Annotated in this window: 14 protein-coding genes and 1 pseudogene; 7 read left to right on the forward strand and 8 right to left on the reverse strand. The window is 66.4% G+C overall.

Annotation, left to right across the window (positions count from 1 at the left end; translation table 11 throughout):
• Both tnpA and ACFVJ3_RS19635 read left to right on the forward strand, forming a co-directional pair.
• Nucleotides 1–282: IS200/IS605 family transposase (gene tnpA, locus ACFVJ3_RS19630; protein WP_378453603.1), on the forward strand; the 282-nt coding region annotated here is incomplete at its 5' end.
• 72 nt (nt 283–354) lie between these two features.
• The gene (locus tag ACFVJ3_RS19635; RefSeq protein WP_378453604.1) at nt 355–717 is read left to right on the forward strand and encodes a VOC family protein; all 363 of its coding nucleotides are present in this window, start codon (nt 355–357) and stop codon (nt 715–717) included.
• A 382-nt stretch (nt 718–1,099) separates the two neighbouring features.
• Here the strand turns inward: ACFVJ3_RS19635 and ACFVJ3_RS19640 are convergent, their stop codons facing one another.
• From ACFVJ3_RS19640 to ACFVJ3_RS19660, 5 genes are all read right to left on the reverse strand, one after another.
• Complete coding sequence (locus ACFVJ3_RS19640; RefSeq protein WP_378453605.1) at nt 1,100–1,423, reverse strand: hypothetical protein; 324 nt, start codon at nt 1,421–1,423, stop codon at nt 1,100–1,102.
• Nucleotides 1,424–1,509: 86 nt separating this feature from the next.
• Nucleotides 1,510–1,989 carry a MaoC/PaaZ C-terminal domain-containing protein gene (locus tag ACFVJ3_RS19645; protein ID WP_378453606.1) on the reverse strand — a complete coding sequence of 160 codons (480 nt, stop codon included), beginning with the start codon at nt 1,987–1,989 and terminating at the stop codon, nt 1,510–1,512.
• Between the two features lie 98 nt (nt 1,990–2,087).
• Nucleotides 2,088–2,834 (reverse strand): hypothetical protein, encoded by a 747-nt coding sequence (locus ACFVJ3_RS19650; RefSeq protein WP_378453607.1) that lies wholly within the window; start codon nt 2,832–2,834, stop codon nt 2,088–2,090.
• 8 nt (nt 2,835–2,842) lie between these two features.
• Nucleotides 2,843–5,191: a WXG100 family type VII secretion target gene (locus tag ACFVJ3_RS19655; protein WP_378453608.1), complete on the reverse strand. Its 2,349-nt coding sequence runs from the start codon at nt 5,189–5,191 to the stop codon at nt 2,843–2,845.
• The gene (locus ACFVJ3_RS19660; protein WP_378453609.1) at nt 5,188–5,613 is read right to left on the reverse strand and encodes a hypothetical protein; all 426 of its coding nucleotides are present in this window, start codon (nt 5,611–5,613) and stop codon (nt 5,188–5,190) included. The genes ACFVJ3_RS19655 and ACFVJ3_RS19660 overlap by 4 nt, the downstream gene beginning before the upstream one ends.
• Nucleotides 5,614–5,786: 173 nt before the next feature.
• On the opposite strand from ACFVJ3_RS19660, the gene ACFVJ3_RS19665 reads away from it, so the two are divergent.
• Nucleotides 5,787–7,007, forward strand: coding sequence for a fatty acid desaturase family protein (locus tag ACFVJ3_RS19665; protein ID WP_378453610.1), 1,221 nt, complete (start codon nt 5,787–5,789; stop codon nt 7,005–7,007).
• On the opposite strand, the gene ACFVJ3_RS19670 is transcribed toward ACFVJ3_RS19665, so the two are convergent.
• The 3 genes from ACFVJ3_RS19670 to ACFVJ3_RS19680 form a co-directional block, all read right to left on the reverse strand.
• Nucleotides 7,008–8,309 carry a glutamine synthetase gene (locus ACFVJ3_RS19670; protein ID WP_378453611.1) on the reverse strand — a complete coding sequence of 434 codons (1,302 nt, stop codon included), beginning with the start codon at nt 8,307–8,309 and terminating at the stop codon, nt 7,008–7,010.
• Nucleotides 8,309–10,252 carry an acyl-CoA thioesterase/BAAT N-terminal domain-containing protein gene (locus ACFVJ3_RS19675; protein WP_378453612.1) on the reverse strand — a complete coding sequence of 648 codons (1,944 nt, stop codon included), beginning with the start codon at nt 10,250–10,252 and terminating at the stop codon, nt 8,309–8,311. Before ACFVJ3_RS19675 ends, ACFVJ3_RS19670 begins: the two co-directional genes overlap by 1 nt.
• Before the next feature lie 106 nt (nt 10,253–10,358).
• Nucleotides 10,359–11,249 carry a LysR substrate-binding domain-containing protein gene (locus tag ACFVJ3_RS19680; RefSeq protein ID WP_378453613.1) on the reverse strand — a complete coding sequence of 297 codons (891 nt, stop codon included), beginning with the start codon at nt 11,247–11,249 and terminating at the stop codon, nt 10,359–10,361.
• 131 nt (nt 11,250–11,380) lie between these two features.
• Between ACFVJ3_RS19680 and ACFVJ3_RS19685 the strand changes: the two genes are divergently transcribed.
• The 4 genes and pseudogenes from ACFVJ3_RS19685 to ACFVJ3_RS19700 all read left to right on the forward strand — a co-directional run bounded on the left by ACFVJ3_RS19685 (nt 11,381) and on the right by ACFVJ3_RS19700 (nt 16,942).
• Entirely contained in the window at nt 11,381–13,513 is a 2,133-nt protein-coding gene (locus ACFVJ3_RS19685) for an acetate--CoA ligase family protein (protein WP_378453614.1), read from the forward strand.
• 57 nt (nt 13,514–13,570) lie between these two features.
• Entirely contained in the window at nt 13,571–14,962 is a 1,392-nt protein-coding gene (locus tag ACFVJ3_RS19690) for an MFS transporter (RefSeq protein ID WP_378453615.1), read from the forward strand.
• A complete protein-coding gene (locus tag ACFVJ3_RS19695; RefSeq protein WP_378453616.1) occupies nt 14,955–15,749 on the forward strand; it encodes an enoyl-CoA hydratase/isomerase family protein in 795 nt (264 codons plus the stop codon). The genes ACFVJ3_RS19690 and ACFVJ3_RS19695 overlap by 8 nt, the downstream gene beginning before the upstream one ends.
• Nucleotides 15,746–16,942 (forward strand): annotated as a pseudogene (locus ACFVJ3_RS19700) (acetyl-CoA C-acetyltransferase). Before ACFVJ3_RS19695 ends, ACFVJ3_RS19700 begins: the two are co-directional and overlap by 4 nt.
• Nucleotides 16,943–16,946 lie beyond the last annotated feature (4 nt).

Below are 16,946 nucleotides of genomic sequence, written 5' to 3' on the forward strand. Positions count from 1 at the left end.
GTTGAGTTCAACGGGGAGGGCGACCACGTGCACCTGCTGATCGACTACCCTCCGACCATCCAAATCTCGAAGCTGGTGAACAGCCTCAAAGGCGTCTCCGCACGCCGCCTGCGCGACCAGTACCGCGGATGGGTGAACCGGCACTCGATGAACGGACACCTCTGGTCCCCGAGCTACTTCGCCGCATCGTGTGGCGGGGCACCTATCTCGATCATCCGGCAGTACATCGAGCAGCAGCGGCGACCGCCCCGTGCTCCCGGTAGGCCGAAGTCGATGCGCTAACCCGGCCCTGAAGGACCGGGCTTGCGCGCTACGCTACGAGGTCACGGGGACACTGTCGACGGAGGAGTGCTCATGTCGGGCGAACTGTCATTCTTCGAATTGGGTGTGGCCAATACCGAGCAGGGCCGAAAGTTCTACTCGGCGTTGTTCGGCTGGGAATTCGAATCCGGGCCCGGCGGGTCGGGTTACTCCATCAACACACCGAACGTCCCGGGCGGGATCCACGGCGGCGACGAGGGCGCCAGCCCGTACGTCTTCTTCCGGGTGCCGGACCTCGACGCCGCCGTCGAGCAGGTGCTGGCGCTGGGCGGGACCGTCGACGCCGTCGACCTGGGCGACGACCCGGAGTCGGTGGCGAAATTCGGGCGGTTCATGCTGTGCCACGACGATCAGGGTTCCGCCTTCGGACTGCACGAACAGCCCTCCGGCAACTGAATCAGCGCGCCCGGAACGGAGACTCCCGGGGCGCACTGATTCGGATCGGTCGGTTGCGGCTCGTTCGGCGAGTCGCCTCCGCCCTCGTCACCGCTGAAGGTGGCCGGTTGCGGCATATCGTCCTCGGAGCCGTCGCTGCCCGCCGGGCCGGTCGGCGGAACACCAGGAGGCAGTGGTGCAACCGTGTCCGGTGCGCGCACCGGCACGACTGCCGGGTCGAGCGCGTCACCCCAGGCGACACCGGATGTTCCCAAACCGATCGAGGCCGCGAACACAGCGAGCGCAGCCAATCTCGAGCCGACCTTTACGGACGGACGGTCGGTTTCAGACCACCACGGACCCACACGCCGGCCAATTGCCTCGCGTGATGATCGACGTCGAATCAGGGATTGACGATCCGGCCCTGCTCGTCATTGACCGGCGGCTGCTGCGCGGAAAGGCCGTCCTCGGGACCGTCGCACCAGTTGTCGAACTGGTTGTACGGATCGGTGCCCCAGGCGGGGACGTTGTTCTCGTAGGGTTCCGCCCAGTCGTCGCACCCGATCGGACCGTTCTGCGGGAACCCGGGCGGCATCGGTTGAATGACGTCCGGCCGACGCACCGGCACCACCGAGTCGAGACTGCCGCCCCAGGCGACACCTGATGCTCCCAAACCGATCGACGCCGCGAATACTGCCACCGCGGCCACTCTCCTGCCCATTCTCATAACTGCCTCCGTTGGTTACCTGGCCTCTCGGGGCGATACCCAGAAACCCGGAAAACAATCCTCGAAGAGTCCAAGAAATTCGACGATCAGTCGGTTTCCGGGCGGCAGCGCATGTACATCTCGGTCACCGACGTCAGGACCTGCCTGCCCGACCCGTTGAGAATCTCCGCCGCGACCGTCACCAGAGCCCGTCCGCGATCGTCAGGCGTCACATCCTCGACAACCAGTTTTCCGGTGAGCACGTCACCCGGCTTCACCGGCCGGAGAAAGTTGACGTCGCGCATCCGCGTCCCCGCAATGACGCTCCACCCTGCATAAAGAGTCGTCGCGGACAGTCGCTGACACACTGCGATCGTGTGCACACCACTCGCGATGAGCCCGCCGAAATAGCCGCCATCTGCAGATTCGCGGTCGATGTGGAACGACTGCGGATCCCACTGCCCCGCGAACTCGACCAGTTCCTCCTCCGTCACCGTGTACGAGCCCAGCTCGAACTTCTCGCCCACCCGGAGGTCGTCCGCATAAACGACGTCACATTTGCTGTCCACTACCAACCGTCCGATCATCTGCTCGAGCCTCCACCGAACACGAAGGCTGACGTCGAGGATATGACCGGACGAGCGCGGCGGTGACAGTGCCCTTCCGCCGGCGGTAGGAAAGGCCGTCAGTTCTCGTCGTAGCGCGGCCAGCCCGGATACGGAGCGAGCGTCGGGTAGGGGGTGTCGTGTGGGAGGTTCGCCTTCTGCGGTCTCACATCCCTGGCATCGGGCATGCGCGAGTCGCACTCCGCGTAAGCGTTCTGATCGCGCGCAGCCGGCACATGCTCACTGATCGTCCAACCAGCGAATACATCCACTGATGGAGCACGCTCTGCACCCTCCGCAACAAACTGTTCAGAAGGGACAGAATGCGTCTGCTCGGGCGCCACCATTCTTACCGTTTCCGCCTGCGGGGACGGACCTGTCAAATTGAAGAACCGACCGTCCTTCTCCGCCATTACGGTGTAGTTACCCGAACACACCGTGGCGACCCACCCGTCCCCCGTCGGCGTCAGTGCCAGGAGGTGTTCGAACTGGGTTCCGACAAGGTGTTCCAGTTCCGGATCGTTCGAATGGTCGAAGTCGACCCGGTCGCGCTGCCGTGACGTCGCGTCAGCGAAACCTGGGTAGCCCGCCGACAACGCGTGAGCATGAATCGCGACGTAGTACGACTCGATGTACGCCCGGACCGCTATCGCAGGCCTGCTGAGCAGATCGATACCGGATTCCGCTGACCACCGAACGTTGTAGTCGACGTTCTCGGGGATGCTGTAATCGGCGACAACGCTTTCCGAAGTATCAATCGGAGTTTTCGCATCATCGGTGCCACAGCCACTTACCGACACGACAACTGCAGCAAGGACGGTCGACATCTGAGCCCTCATCGCCCGAACTCCATGTTCTGCACCTGCTCGCGACCAGCGTTCATGGCATCGACAAACTCACCAACTCCGGTAAAGCCCGCTTCGGTGATGTACCCGGCCAAGCTCGATGAAAGCAGCGGCGTTGTAAAACTGGGACGATCAGAGACGATCTCGTCATACGGCAGCAGGGGGCCGTTCACACCCTCTCGAAAATCCTCGAGACCGACATATGGGTCGAGCGAGCCGCCATTTGCCGCCTGAAGACCGAGAGCAATCTGGTAATACTGCTTTGCGAGAAGGGAATCCTCCGCGAACTGAGTGTTCGGCTGGACGGTGCTGTCGGGTACCACGCCGATGACCGCGCTCTTGAATGCAGAATCCGCGAGATCGATTCCGCTCGAGATGATCGGTCCAGCGCCGGGAATAAACTCGGCGCCCTTGCTGACCACGGTTCTGATCGTGTCGTACGCGACGCCCTTGCTCTCGAAACTTGCTGAATTGTTGGATGATTCGTCGCCGACACGGTCCGCGAATTCGAGATCGAGCCCCTTGTCGACCACACCCTGGATACTTCCTGCCCAAGAACCGTACTCGTAGTGCGGCACCTGTGGAGTGAGACCTTCCAAAGCCCACGCCTGCTCGAGCTGAGCCGACATTCCGAACGCCTGCGCGTTGAAGTAGCTTGCCGCATCGGCATTGGAATCGATGACCGAGAAGAGGCGGGGCGCGTTCTCGAGCCCGAATTCTCCGCCTGTCGGGCTGGCGAAACCCGAAGTGCCTGCGAAGTCGCCGGGCACCCCCACCATGTTGCCGATGTAGGGTGCGAGCGTTGTGCCCAACGCCTGCGTAATTTCGGGGTTCACCTCACCGATTGCCTGCCCCTTCATCCCAGGGATGTCGAGTAGTTCTGCGTCTTTCGCTGCAAGGATCTGCGCGAGCCCGAATGCCGATTCGCCGGCTTGTGTCGACCGGAACATTTCTCCGGGATCGGATGGATCGGAGGGCCTGGCGTCGTCGGCGATCCAGTCGAACATCCCGGCGACCTTCTGTTCGCCCCCGTCGGCCCAATCACGTTGGAGCAGGGGCATGATGACGTCGTCGCGGTTGTAGTCGGCCGGCATGCCTTCACCGGACAGGATGCTGTGGACGGCGACATGGTCGCGACCACCGACGCCGACCATGTCCTGCAGGAGGGTGTCGACGCTGTCGCGACCCAGAGCGTTGTGGTCGAACGAGTCCCCGATCAGCAGACTCTTGTCGTTGGTGGCCGAAGCGATCTCGCCGGCACGGGAGAGGAGGCTCTCGCTCAACTCACTGCCCTGCTGAACGCCCGGGTCCGCGAGCCCGAACGCCTTGGTGAAGCGTGCCAGGTCGTCGCCGTTGTTGACGATCAAAGACGGTTGCGGGGCGTCGTGCGCACCCTTGGTGAGGTTGCCGGTCGAGGTCACCGGTCCCTCGAACAGCCCACGAAGGCTTTCCGGGATGTGGCTCTGACCGCCGACGTCGCCGCTGGCACTGCTGACGTTGTAGTTCGACATCACGGCGAGGCCGTTGGACAACGCGCCGGCGGCATGGGTGCGTCCGTTCTCGCTGTACTGCTCGGAGAGGGCGAGGAAGCCGTCCTTGCCGGCCGCCGTATAGAACTGCTGCAGGAAGTCGATCGTTCCCTGCGGAAGATCGGTGACCTTGCCGCCGTCGGCCAGCGTCTTCACTTGTTCGGGAGTGAGCCCTGCGGCCGCGATCTCCCGGGCAACACGGTCACGGACGTCCTGTGGAATGTCGGAACCGCCCCGGGCGACCTGCTCGCCCAGCGCGGTGCCCTCGTGCCCCGAGAGGCCGGCGGACGCCGGGGCAGTCGCCGCGACGGCCCCGAGCGCGTCGCGGATCGCCGTCGCCATGTCCCGGTCGGCAGTGTCGAGTTCCGTCAGCGCTCCACCGAGTTGACTGCGCCAGTACTCCATCAGGTCGGCATGCTCGGCGGCTTCGGCCTCACTCATCGTCTTCGGCGGGCTGACGATCTGCCAGTCGTCGGAGACGGTGAAGCCGTCGGTTGCCGCCTTGTCGATCACGGTGGCGACGTAGTCCCGCGCGTGACCGAGGCGATCGGCTCCGCCCACGAGCGCGTTCGACAGATCCTCCAGATCATCTGCGAGCCGGCGGATTTCCGTGCGCTCACTGTTCGCCCGCTGCTCAGCGGCCGCTTGAGCGGGACCGCGCCAGTCGTCGTGCCGGCCCAGATCCGAGACAGCACGCTGGACGTCGTCCGCCCGGGTTCGCGTGTCTTCGGCAGTCCGTCCGATCTCCTCGCCCGCCAGTGTCAGGTCCCGCGGATTCCAGACGTGCAGTTGCGACCTACGCGGAATCACATCTCCCCCATCGCCGACAGCTGCGACGCGAACGACGTGTCGGCGACCTCGTAGTTCTCGGCGCCGTCTCCGGCGATGAACGCCATCTCGTCGATGCGACTCGCGGCAACCCCCAGCGCGGACGCGAGGATGTCGCCGGCGTCCCGGCACGCCGCCGCAGTGTCGGACCCCTCGACGGCCCGGACCGCGTGCTCGAAGCTACGCCGGCCACCCAATGCCTCGACCTCACGCGCAATGGCGCCGAGCGCGGTGGACATCGCACGCAGCATGTCGGGGTCGACCTTGACGACGGCGACGTCCGGTCCACCGAGCACCGGCGGCAGCCCGGGGACGCCGGCCAGCGGAGGCTGCGTCGCACCGGTCCCGTCCAGCGACGCAAGGACACTGTCCGGCCACGTCATATCGCCCTCTGACATCGACATCTCCCCCTGATATCCGCATCGAGATCCACCCCCGGACCCCGGTCACCGACACGCTCGGCGACCGTGGAGAGAATAGCGGACTCCCTCACACGGACGTGTGACCACAACACGGTTGCGCAACAGTTGTCCGGATTCGCAGATTGAGAATCGGGTGAACCGGGTATCGAGACCAGATGGCCATCACCGATATCAAGGAGTACAGCCACCTCACCGATGCGGATGTGGAGGCGCTGGGCGCGGAACTCGATGCGATCCGGGCAGACATCGAAGAGTCCCGCGGCGCCCGCGACGCGCGGTACATCGACCGGGCGATCAAACTGCAGCGGTCGCTGGCGATCGCGGGCAGGGTCGTCCTGTTCGGTAGCCGGAAGAGACCGGCGTGGATCCTGGGTACCGCCTTGATGGGTGCGGCGAAGATCATCGAGAACATGGAACTCGGCCACAATGTCATTCACGGCCAATGGGATTGGATGAACGATCCCGAGATCCACTCGTCGAACTGGGAGTGGGACAACACGTGCCCGTCGTCGGGGTGGAAGCACTCGCACAACTACGTCCATCACAAGTTCACCAACATCGTGGGTCTCGACAGCGACGTCGGTTACGGAATCCTGCGCATGACCCGCGACCAGAAGTGGTCGCCGGTGTACCTGGCGCAGCCGTTCTACAACATGCTGCTGGCGTTGCTGTTCGAGTGGGGTGTCGCGCTGCACCACCTGGACGTGGAGAGCATCCGGCGCGGCGACTACGACCGCGCCGAAACCCTCCGCAACGCGAAGGAGGTGGGACGCAAGATCGCGCGGCAGGTCGGGAAGGACTACGTGGTGTTTCCGGCGCTCACCGGCCCGGCGTGGAAGAGCACGCTGACGGCGAACATCACCGCCAACGTGATCCGCAACCTGTGGGCCTACGGCGTCATCTTCTGCGGCCACTTCCCGGACGGTGCCGAGAAGTTCACCAAGGAGGAGTTCGACAAGGAGACGAAGGCCGAGTGGTACCTGCGCCAGATGCTGGGCTCCGCCAACTTCAACGCCGGCCCGGTGCTGGCGTTCATGAGCGGCAACCTCTGCTACCAGATCGAGCACCACGCGTTCCCCGACCTGCCCAGCAACCGCTACGCCGAGATCGGTGTGAAGATGCGGGAACTGTGCGACAAATACGACCTCCCCTACACGACGGGTTCGCTCCCCCACCAGTACGGACTCACCCTCCGCACCATCTTCAAGCTCGCCCTGCCCAACCGCTTCCTGTCGGCGTCCGCGGACGACGCTCCGGAGACGGCATCGGAACTGCGATTCCGGATCCGGGGCGGGATGAAGGAAGTGTTCGGGATCGATCCTGCGACCGGGAAGCGGCGCGGACTGCGCACGGCGCTGGCGATGATCCGCAACTGATTAGGATGTCCACGCGTACCGGAAGCGTTGTGCGACCTCGTCGACCGGTTTGTCCCGGTATTCGGCGAGCTCGTAACCCTTGACCGCCGCGAGCGCTTCGATGATCAGCGGCCCGAACAGGTGGCGCGCGAGCGCCGACGACTCGAACGTTCCGAGCACGTCGGACGGCAGAGTCGGGAGGAGATCGACGGCGTGGGCGCCGGTCAATTCGGCCGGGTCGACCGACACCTCGTCCGGGAGGGGCAGCGCCCCGGCGATGCCGGCGTGGGCGGCTCCGAGGATGGCGGCGCTGCTCAGATACGGGTTCGCGGACGGGTCGATGGGTTTGATCTCGAGGTTCGCGCCGTGCGGGTTTCCGGCGGTCTCCGCGCAGAGACGGACGGCTGCCTCGCGGTTCTCCAGGCCCCAGCAGCGGAACACCCCCGACCACATACCCGGGCGCAACCGCAGGTGCGACAGCGCCGACCCGGCGAGAACCGCCGTGAACTCGGGGAGCGCCCGCAGAATCCCGGCGACCGCGGCGCCACCGGCACGAGTCAACCCGTGCGGGCCGGGGCCTCCCGACAGGATCGGCCTGCCGCCCTCGGAGATCGACACGTGCTGATGGGCGCCGTTACCCGCCCCGCCCGCGACGGGCATGGGTGAGAACGACGCGCGGAGTCGCTGGGCGCGCGCGACCCGGCTGATCAGGGCGCGCGCCAGCACCGCATTGTCGGCCGCCCTGACGGGATCCGCGGGGGTGAGCGACACCTCGAATTGGTTCAGCCCCGCCTCGGCATGGAACTGTTCGATCGGCAGCTCCGCCGTCGACGCCGCCGCGAGGAAGTGCTCGAAGAATTCTTCGTGCGCGAGAACGGCATTCAGTCCGTAGGCGGACCATTCTTCGGTGGCCGCCGCGTCGAAGAGGGTGAACTCGATCTCGTGGCCGGCTCGTGCGCTCAGCCCGGATTCCGCCAACCGCGTCGTCACCCGGCGTAGCGCACCCCGGGTGCAGGCGAGCGACGGCGTCCCGTCCTGCTCGGTCAGGCTCGCCGGCGCCCAGTACGTGCCGTTGCCCAGGTCTCTCACCTCGTCGCCGTCGATCCGCAGACGGAGATCGCCCACCACGGAGAAGGACGGTGTGAACGCGAGATGATCGTCGACGCAGAACACATTCCAGCTCGGCGATGCGCCTGCCCCGGAGTCGACGAAGGAATCCAGCCTCGAGATCGGCAGCACCTTCGCCCGGGAGATCCCGGCCATGTCGACGATCGAACCGACGATGCGGTCCGGGTGGCCGAAGCCGTTCTCTGCACCGCGCATCAGGCCCGCGCCACTGCGGTGGTCCGCGCGAGGAAGCCGAGCACGCTGTCCACCGATTCGCGTTGCGCCCGGCCCTGACCTGCGCCCACACCACCGAACGCGATGCCGCCGGTCCACTGTGCGTCGGCGGGGAACATTCCGAGGCGGAGGAGGTGTCCGGCGCCGTCGAACGTCCGGTGTTCGTCTCGGGCGTCGGATCGACGCCCGAGAAGTGTCGTGGCCATCGCGTCCGAGGGCCACAGCTCGTCGTCCGCGCCGGTCAGGCACAGCAAGGGCGGCGTCGCCTCCTCGGACCGCAGTGTCGCGTCGGCGGGTGCGCCCGCGAGACCGGCCCGGTAGGCCGCACCCAGGCGCAGCAGGCTCGGCCGGTGCGCGGTGACGTCGTGGTGCGCCCGCCACGCGTTGCGGATCAGCTGCGGCATCAGCGCCCCGCCCGGCAGCGGCGCCCACGGCACGGCCCGGCCGTTCCACGTCCACGACGGGGTGTCGGCGATCTCGCCGTCGGGGCCGATCGCCTGCCACGACACCGAACTCGGGCTGATCAGGATCAGCCCGGCGACGGGGAGTTCGTCGACGCAGGCGGAGGCCAACAGGCCCTCCGCACCGCGCGAAATGGCCATCGCGGTCAGGCGGTTCGCGTCCACCGACGGCTGTGCACCCAGCATTCGGACCGCGGACGCGAATCGCTCGAGCGGAATGCTCACCAGCGTCGCGTCGGTGTTCGATTCGTCCACCCACGAATAGGCCAGTGCGGCATACCCGTTGGCAGCGAGCATCCCGATGGTGGAACGTTGGGAGTCGACGCCGCCCTCCGAGCCGCCGAAGCAGGCGACGCCCGGCCAACCGCCGCTCGGGGCGTCGCCGGCGGGTAGTGCGAGCAGGGCGGGCCGGTCGCCGACGTCGAGTGAACGAACGGACACGCCGGGGGCGCTCGCGTGACGCGTCACCGTCCGCCGCGACGTTCCCTCCGGAGTCATCGCCTCGACGGTGACCAGCCAGGCGTCGGGCGGCGGCACGAAGAGGTCGGGAACCCGGCCTTCGGACACGAACCGCATGGACCACAGCGGCGCGTCGGCGTCCGCCACATCCCAATCACCGTGGTCCGGAACCTGTCCGGCGACGTCCACGATCCCGTCGGCCGGGACGGCGAACGTGGCCTCCGACCGCCACTGCCCACCGAACAGGTCGGTCCCGGTGGTGCGGACGGTCACCGACGATCCGGGCCGGGCGCCACGGACGATCAGCGAGAACGCCTCGTCGTGACGCGACGACGCCGGAACGTCGAGTTCCAGCGACCCTGCCGACACGTCCGCGGCCGGCGCGGGCTGCTCGGTGACCTCCGGATCCGCCGAAGTCTGGGTCTCCAGCAGCTGCGACCGCTTCTCGAACCATCCCGGGAACACCGCGGACACGAGGCCCGCGACGCCCATGAGGGTGAACGGCAGCACCCAGTAGCAGACGACGGACAGGGTGTCGCCGGCATCGCGCATGGTGGCGTCGCCGTCGACGATCGGCGGGATCAGCGAGAACACGGTCATCAGTCCGAACGCGGCCACCCACATCCACGTCATCGCCGTGGTGATGTATCGGAAACCGCCGCTCGCCGCCGTCCGGGCGTCCACGGTGGCCGCCGCGTATTCGCGCACGAACGGCCTCCCGATCAGAACGCCCACCGCCGCGATCGCGAACAACCCGAAGTTGCTCAGCGGCTGCAGCCAGCGTTCGAGGACGGCGTCGTCCAGTGTGAGCGCCGCGATCAGCAGCAGCGCGAAGACGGCGACGGTGCCGACCTCGAGGGTCCGCCAGGGCTGGCCCCGCAACCGTTGCAGCACCTGACCTACCGCCGCGATGCCGAACGCAATCGCGACGGCAGCGACGAATCCGGTGTTGCCCACCAGGATCCAGTAGACGATCCACGGCGCGAATCCGATGATGAACCCCATTGCACTGCCCCACTGCCCGGCACACCCGAGCGGACGACGGCCGACCCACACATATTGTCGGCCCTCGAGCGGGCGCGGGGGCAGGATTCACCGAGCCGAGCGCGCGTCACCGCGCGAGAGTCTCCGCCAGTTCACAGAAACGCTGAACCGTGACGCCCGCGAACGTCGGGTTGTAGGCCACCGCCAACCCGATTGCGGGACGGGACGCGGCGGGGACGAGCTGCCGGAACCGCACACCGGTACCCGCTCGCCGCGACGAGCTCGACGGAACGAGTGCCCAGCCGAACCCGCTCTCGACCAGAAACAACACCGTCTGCACTTGCACCGCCTCCTGGGTGACCCGGGGTGAGAACTTCGCTTCCTCGAACAGAATCGACGTCAGCGCGTGCAGGCCGGGCAGGTCCGAGGTGGTGTAGTCGATGAACGGCTCGTCCCGCAGGTCGTCGAGCGAGACCCCGTCCTTCGCTGCCAGCCGGTGTCGCGTGGGTAGGGCGACGACGAAGTGGTCGCGCTCCACGGTGATGTAGCGAATATCGCTTCGCCGCGACAGTGGCACGCGCACTATCCCGACGTCGAGGTGATTTTGTTCGAGCGAGTCGATCAGCTCGGCGTTGGTGAGCTCCGAGAACTTCAACACGATGTCCGGATACTGCTTCTGGAATGCCGGCAGCAGCCGCGGGAGCAGGATGTTCTTGGCGGAACCGACGAAGCCCACGCGCAGCCCGCCGCTGAATCCGTGCGCGGTGGACCGCGCGACCCTGGCCACTTCCTCGGCGTGGAAGAGTGCCGCGCGCGCATCGGTCAGCGCCGCCTCGCCGGCCTTCGTGAGCCGCACCTGATGAGTGGACCGGACGAACAGTTCGGCCCCGATCTCTTCTTCCAGCTTTCGGATCGACACGGACAGGGGCGGCTGCGTCATGTGCAGGCGTTCCGCCGCCGCCCGGAAGTTCAGGGTGTCGGCGACGGCGACGAATTGAGTCAGCTGACGTAACTCCATGGTGATACCCCGTTCGAATCAAGTGATGCCGATGAGCGCGCTTCGCTTGTATTAAACAGGCGCCGGGAAGCACTGTGACTCAGACAACAGTCTTCGAGCAATCATGCCCACCATCACCACGGAGGCCATCCATGCCACCTGAGAAACCAGTGCCCGAACTCGCCAATTTCGAGAAGGCGTTCCGCCCCCGATCCGTCGCGGTCATCGGCGCGTCCGACGATGCGACCCGCATCTCCGGACGCGCGCTGCACTACCTGATCCGCGCGGGATACCGCGGCGCCATCTATCCGGTCAACAACCACCGCGGGACAGTGCAGGGCCTCCGCGCGTACGCCGCACTCGCCGACGTCCCCCAGACACCGGACATCGCATTGATCGCCCTTCCGTCCCGGCTGCTCGAGGGCGCCCTCACCGAGTGCGTGGAACAGGGCGTCGGCGCGGCAGTCGTCTACGCCGCGGGGTTCGCCGAGACCGGGTCCGACGGCGGTGCGCTCCAGGATCGGCTCGCCGCGATCGCGGCGGCGGGCGACTTCCGGCTGTTCGGCCCCAACTGTCTCGGCCTGCTCCACACGGACAGTGGATTCGCGGGCACATTCAGCAGCGCCTTCGACACGGCTATGCCGACCCCCGGCGGCGCGGCCATCGTCAGCCAGAGCGGTGCCTACGGCGGGCATCTCGCCTACCTGTGCGAGAAGCGCGGAATCGGCGTCGGCTATTGGGTGTCCACCGGCAACGAGGCAGGCACCGACGTCGCCGACTGCATCCACTGGCTCGCCCTGCAGGACGACGTCAGCGTGATCCTGGCGTACGCGGAGGGCGTCCGTGACGGCGAGTCCTTTCGTGCCGCCCTGCAGGCCGCACACGATCACCGCAAGCCGGTCGTGTTCATGAAGGTCGGCCAGTCCGCCGCCGGCGCAACCGCCGCACAGTCCCACACCGCGAGCCTCGCGGGAGCCGACGCGGTATTCGACGCCCTCTGCAGGCAGTACGGGGTGTACCGGGCGCACACCACACAGGAACAGGTGGATGTCGCGTACGCCGCCGACCGCGGACGCTTCCCGACGGGGCGCAGCCTCGGGATCATCACCGTGTCCGGTGGTTTCGGCGTGCAGTTGTGCGATGCCGCCGAACGCGGCGGGCTCGATGTCACTCCTCTCGCGGAATCGGGGCGGGCGAAGCTCCGCGAGCTCAATCCGATGGGTAGCGACAACAATCCCTGCGACACCACCGCCGGCTGGCTCAACGACATGAGTCTCATCACCAAGACGTTCGACGTCATGTACTCCGACGGCGGCTACGACAGCATCATCGGATCGTTCACCATGCTCCCCGACTCCCCCACTTACGGCGAGGAGATCCGCAAGGCCATCGGCGCCGGGACGAGCGAATTCCTCGACCGGCTGACGGCACTGTGCATGGAGGCGCGCACCGAGGTGGTCCGGGCGTACGAGCGCGACGGCTTCCTCGTCTTCGACGACTCCGAACGGGCCGTCACCGCGTTGAGCGCGCTCGCGTACTTCGCCGAGCATTTCGACAGCGAGATCGTCCGCCGTGACCGAAAACGAACCACGCGAGCCCCTCTCGGTAGCGATCCGCTGTCGGAACACGCCGCCCAGCAGCTCCTGACCGAGGCGGGCATCCCCTTCCCAGCCTCGACACTGGTCACCCACCCCGACGACGTCGCGAAAGCCGCGGCGGACCTCGGATTTCCCTTGGTCATGAAGATCGTCTCACCCGACATCGCGCACAAGACGGAGATCGGCGGTGTCATTCTCGCCGTCGAGGACGAAGCCCAGGCCACAGCCGCGTACGCGACGCTACTCGAACGGGCGACCGCCGCAGCGCCGTCCGCCCGCATCGAGGGTGTGCTCCTCGGCGTGATGTGCCCGAAGGGTGTCGAAACCATCGTCGGTGTCACCAACGATCCCGTCTTCGGACCCACCGTCATGTTCGGCCTCGGTGGCGTACAGGCCGAACTGTTCCGCGACGTCGCCTTCCGCGTCGGCGAACTCGACCGCGACGAGGCCCTGAAACTGATCCGCGAGATCCGGGGTTATCCCCTCCTCACCGGGTTTCGTGGCGCGTCCGCCGCCGATATCCACGGTCTCGCCGACGTCCTCGTCGCGGCATCGCGGTTCGCCGTCACCCACGCGGACGGACTCGACTCCCTCGAACTCAACCCGGTGGTGGTACTCGAGGAAGGCCACGGCGTACTCGCGCTCGACGCGCTGATCACGGTCCGGCCCGACCCCCGCGAGCACTGACGATCGGCTGTTCCGCGTCGTCCCTCGCCCATTTCCCCCTTCGACTCCGGAGAAACCATGTCACTCTCGGATACCCATTCCAGTTCATCGGGTCGCACGCGCCCCGCGGACGCACCTCCGCCCCGCCGCACCAGGATCCGCTTCCTGATCGTGGCACTGCTCTTCATCGTGTCGACGCTCAACAACGCCGACCGCGCGATCCTGTCGATCACCGGCACCGAGATCAAAGCCGACCTGGGCATCAGCGCCATCACTCTCGGCTACCTGTTCTCCGCGTTCGCCTGGGCGTACATGCTCGCCCAGATCCCCGGCGGACGGCTCGTCGACCGCTTCGGCGCCAAGCGCATGTATGCCATCAGCATCTTCGTCTGGTCGCTCTTCACCCTGTTGCAGGGCTTCGTTCCGCTCATGGGACTCGGTGCCGCGGTTGTGGCACTGTTCGCCCTGCGGATCGGCGTCGGCATCGCCGAGGGGCCTGCCTACCCGTCGAACGGCCGGGTAGTGGCCACGTGGTTCCCGTCGTCCGAACGTGCCACCGCCTCCGCCATTTTCAACTCGTCCCAGTACGCGGCGGCGGTCGTGTTCACCCCGTTCATGGCGTGGCTGACGCACGCACACGGCTGGCACTCCGCCTACCTCGCCATGGGCGGAATCGGCATGGCGCTGAGCGCGCTGTGGCTGAGGTTCTACGACCAGCCCCGCGAGCACAGAATGGCCAACGACGCCGAGATCGAGTACATCGCCGAGGGCGGTGCGCTGATCGACATCGAGGAGGAGAGCTCCGCACCGGACGCCCCGAAGATCAACACCTGGAACGCCATTCGACAGCTCGTCGGCAGCCGAATGATGCTCGGACTGTATGCAGGCCAGTTCTTCATCACCACCATCGTGTACTTCTTCCTCACGTGGTTCCCGATCTACCTCATCGAGGAACTCGGAATGCCGCTGCTCGACGCCGGTCTCGCCGCGTCCATCCCCGCGATCTTCGGCTTCCTCGGCGGGATCCTCGGCGGAGTCGTATCGGACCGTCTGCTCACACGAGGCGTGCCGCTCACCTGGGCCCGCAAGATTCCGATCATCATCGGACTCACGTTGGCGACCGTCATCGTCCTCTGCAACTTCACCACCTCGCAGACCGTCGTCATCCTGTTCATGGTGCTGGCGTTCTTCGGCAAGGGCCTCGGCAGCCTCGGGTGGACCATCGTCTCGGACACCTCCCCCAAGGAAGCGGCCGGGTTGTCGGGCGGCCTGTTCAACACGTTCGCGAACGCCGCGGGCATCACCACCCCCATCGCCATCGGCTACATCGTCGACGCCACCGGTTCCTACGACGGAGCACTGATCTTCGTCGGTGTCAGCGCCGCACTGGCGGTCTGCAGCTTCTTGTTCATGGGCAAGATCACCCGCGTCGAGTTGACGCCGGATCGGAACGGAGTCGGCCATGCCTGATGTGCACGTGCATCTCACGATCGAGAACGGTGTCGCGATACTGACACTGGACAATCCACCGCTCAATGTGGTGACCCGCGACTTGACGCGGCAGCTCGCCGACCGCCTCGACGCCCTCGCGATCGACGACACGGTACGCGCCATTGTGGTGACCGGTGCCGGAAGCCGGGCGTTCTGCGCCGGGTCCGACATCTCCGAGTTCCACGAGATGATGGAACCGGGCCAGGTGGTGGAGAAGAAGCTTCGACGGCAGAACGAGATCTTCCAGTTCCTCGCGCACTTCCCGAAGCCCACGGTGGCCGCCCTCGGCGGGCTCACTCTCGGCGGTGGACTCGAAATTGCCTGCTGCTGTGACCTACTGATCGCGGAAGAACAGGTCTCGCTGGCGTTGCCGGAGATCAAACTCGGAGTCTTCCCCAGCAGCGGCGGAACGTTTCGCACCACACGGCGGATCGGGATCGGCCGTGCCAAGCGGATGATGTACTTCGGTGACCCGATCGATGCCCGGACCGCGCTCGACTGGGGTCTGGTCGACGCGGTGGTTCCCCAGGGCACCGCACTGGCCGAGGCGCGGCGCTGGGCCGGGATCCTCACCCGTCGACCCGCTTTCGCCCTGGAGTTGTGTAAGTCGGTGATCAACGCGGCCGACGATCTGGACGAGGAGCAGCTGGTGCAGAAGTCCCTGACCGCAAGCGACCGTGCGTTCAGTTCACCCGAATGCCGCGAAGGCGTGCGCGCCTTCTTCGCCAAGGAAAACCCCGATTTTCGAGTTCAGGAGCACTCATGAGGAGAGCAGCCATCGTCGCCCCGTCCCGCACCGCCATCGGGGCCTTCGGCGGCGCACTGAAGAACGTGGCGGTCGAGGATCTCGGTGCCGCGGTCGCCACCGCCGTCGTCGAACGCAGCGGCATCGACCCCGCCCTCATCGAGGACATGGTGTTCGCCCAGTCGTACGCCAACAGCGAGACCCCCTGCGTCGGAAGGTGGATCGCGCTGCAGGCAGGTTTCCCCCTCGACGTGGCCGGCATGCAACTGGACCGCCGGTGCGGCGGCGGCCTGCAGTCGATCGCCACCGCGGCGATGATGGTGCAGAGCGGCGCCGCGGACGTCGTGATGGCCGGCGGCGTCGAAAGCATGAGCAACGTCGAGTTCTACACCACCGACATGCGCTGGGGTTCGCGTCAGGGAACGGTGAAACTGCACGATCGGCTCGATCGTGGCCGCGAACGTTCCCAGCCCGTCGAACGATTCGGCTACATCTCCGGGATGATCGAAACCGCGGAGAACCTCGCTTCGAGATACGGCATCTCCCGCGACGCTGCCGACGCGTTCGCCGCCCAGAGCCAACACCGGGCCGCGGCCGCCTGGGAGGCGGGACGCTTCACCGACGAGGTCGTGCCGATCAAGGTGCAGCAGCGCACAGCGGAGCCGGTGATCTTCGACCGGGACGAGGGAATCCGCGCCGATTCGAGCGTCGAGAAGCTCGCGAAGCTGCGCACCGTCATGCCGAACGGCACCGTCACCGCAGGCAACGCCTGCTAGCAGAACGATGCCGCCGCGGCGTGTCTCGTGGTCGCGGAGGACCAACTCGACCGGCTCGGTCTCGAACCGCTGGGCTTCCTGCACGGCTGGGCTGCCGTCGGATGCGAGCCCGCCGAAATGGGCATCGGTCCCGTTCCCGCGGTTCGCAAACTGTTCCGCAAGCTCGGCCTGGGCGTCGACGACATGGACCTCGTCGAGGTCAACGAGGCCTTCGCGGTCCAGGTACTCGCGGTTCTTCAGGGCTTCGGCTACGAGGACCAATCGAAGGTGAACGTCAACGGTTCCGGAATCTCCCTCGGCCATCCCGTCGGCGCCACCGGTTCCCGAATCATGACGACACTGCTCCACGAACTGAAGCGCCGCGGGGGACGCTACGGCATGGAAACGATGTGCATCGGCGGCGGGCAGGGCATAGCAGCCGTCTTCGAATCCGCGTGAGCAG

This window comes from Rhodococcus sp. NPDC127593 (genome assembly GCF_042671975.1).
Lineage (GTDB): Bacteria > Actinomycetota > Actinomycetes > Mycobacteriales > Mycobacteriaceae > Rhodococcus_F.

Coding starts and splice junctions, on each gene's coding strand:
- ACFVJ3_RS19670 (WP_378453611.1), bottom strand. CDS start 8,309: ATGCGCGGTGCAGAGAACGGCTTCGGCCACCCGGACCGCATCGTCGGT.
- ACFVJ3_RS19660 (WP_378453609.1), bottom strand. CDS start 5,613: ATGTCGATGTCAGAGGGCGATATGACGTGGCCGGACAGTGTCCTTGCG.
- ACFVJ3_RS19675 (WP_378453612.1), bottom strand. CDS start 10,252: ATGGGGTTCATCATCGGATTCGCGCCGTGGATCGTCTACTGGATCCTG.
- ACFVJ3_RS19685 (WP_378453614.1), top strand. CDS start 11,381: ATGCCACCTGAGAAACCAGTGCCCGAACTCGCCAATTTCGAGAAGGCG.
- ACFVJ3_RS19635 (WP_378453604.1), top strand. CDS start 355: ATGTCGGGCGAACTGTCATTCTTCGAATTGGGTGTGGCCAATACCGAG.
- ACFVJ3_RS19695 (WP_378453616.1), top strand. CDS start 14,955: ATGCCTGATGTGCACGTGCATCTCACGATCGAGAACGGTGTCGCGATA.
- ACFVJ3_RS19680 (WP_378453613.1), bottom strand. CDS start 11,249: ATGGAGTTACGTCAGCTGACTCAATTCGTCGCCGTCGCCGACACCCTG.
- ACFVJ3_RS19645 (WP_378453606.1), bottom strand. CDS start 1,989: ATGATCGGACGGTTGGTAGTGGACAGCAAATGTGACGTCGTTTATGCG.
- ACFVJ3_RS19650 (WP_378453607.1), bottom strand. CDS start 2,834: ATGTCGACCGTCCTTGCTGCAGTTGTCGTGTCGGTAAGTGGCTGTGGC.
- ACFVJ3_RS19690 (WP_378453615.1), top strand. CDS start 13,571: ATGTCACTCTCGGATACCCATTCCAGTTCATCGGGTCGCACGCGCCCC.
- ACFVJ3_RS19640 (WP_378453605.1), bottom strand. CDS start 1,423: ATGAGAATGGGCAGGAGAGTGGCCGCGGTGGCAGTATTCGCGGCGTCG.
- ACFVJ3_RS19665 (WP_378453610.1), top strand. CDS start 5,787: ATGGCCATCACCGATATCAAGGAGTACAGCCACCTCACCGATGCGGAT.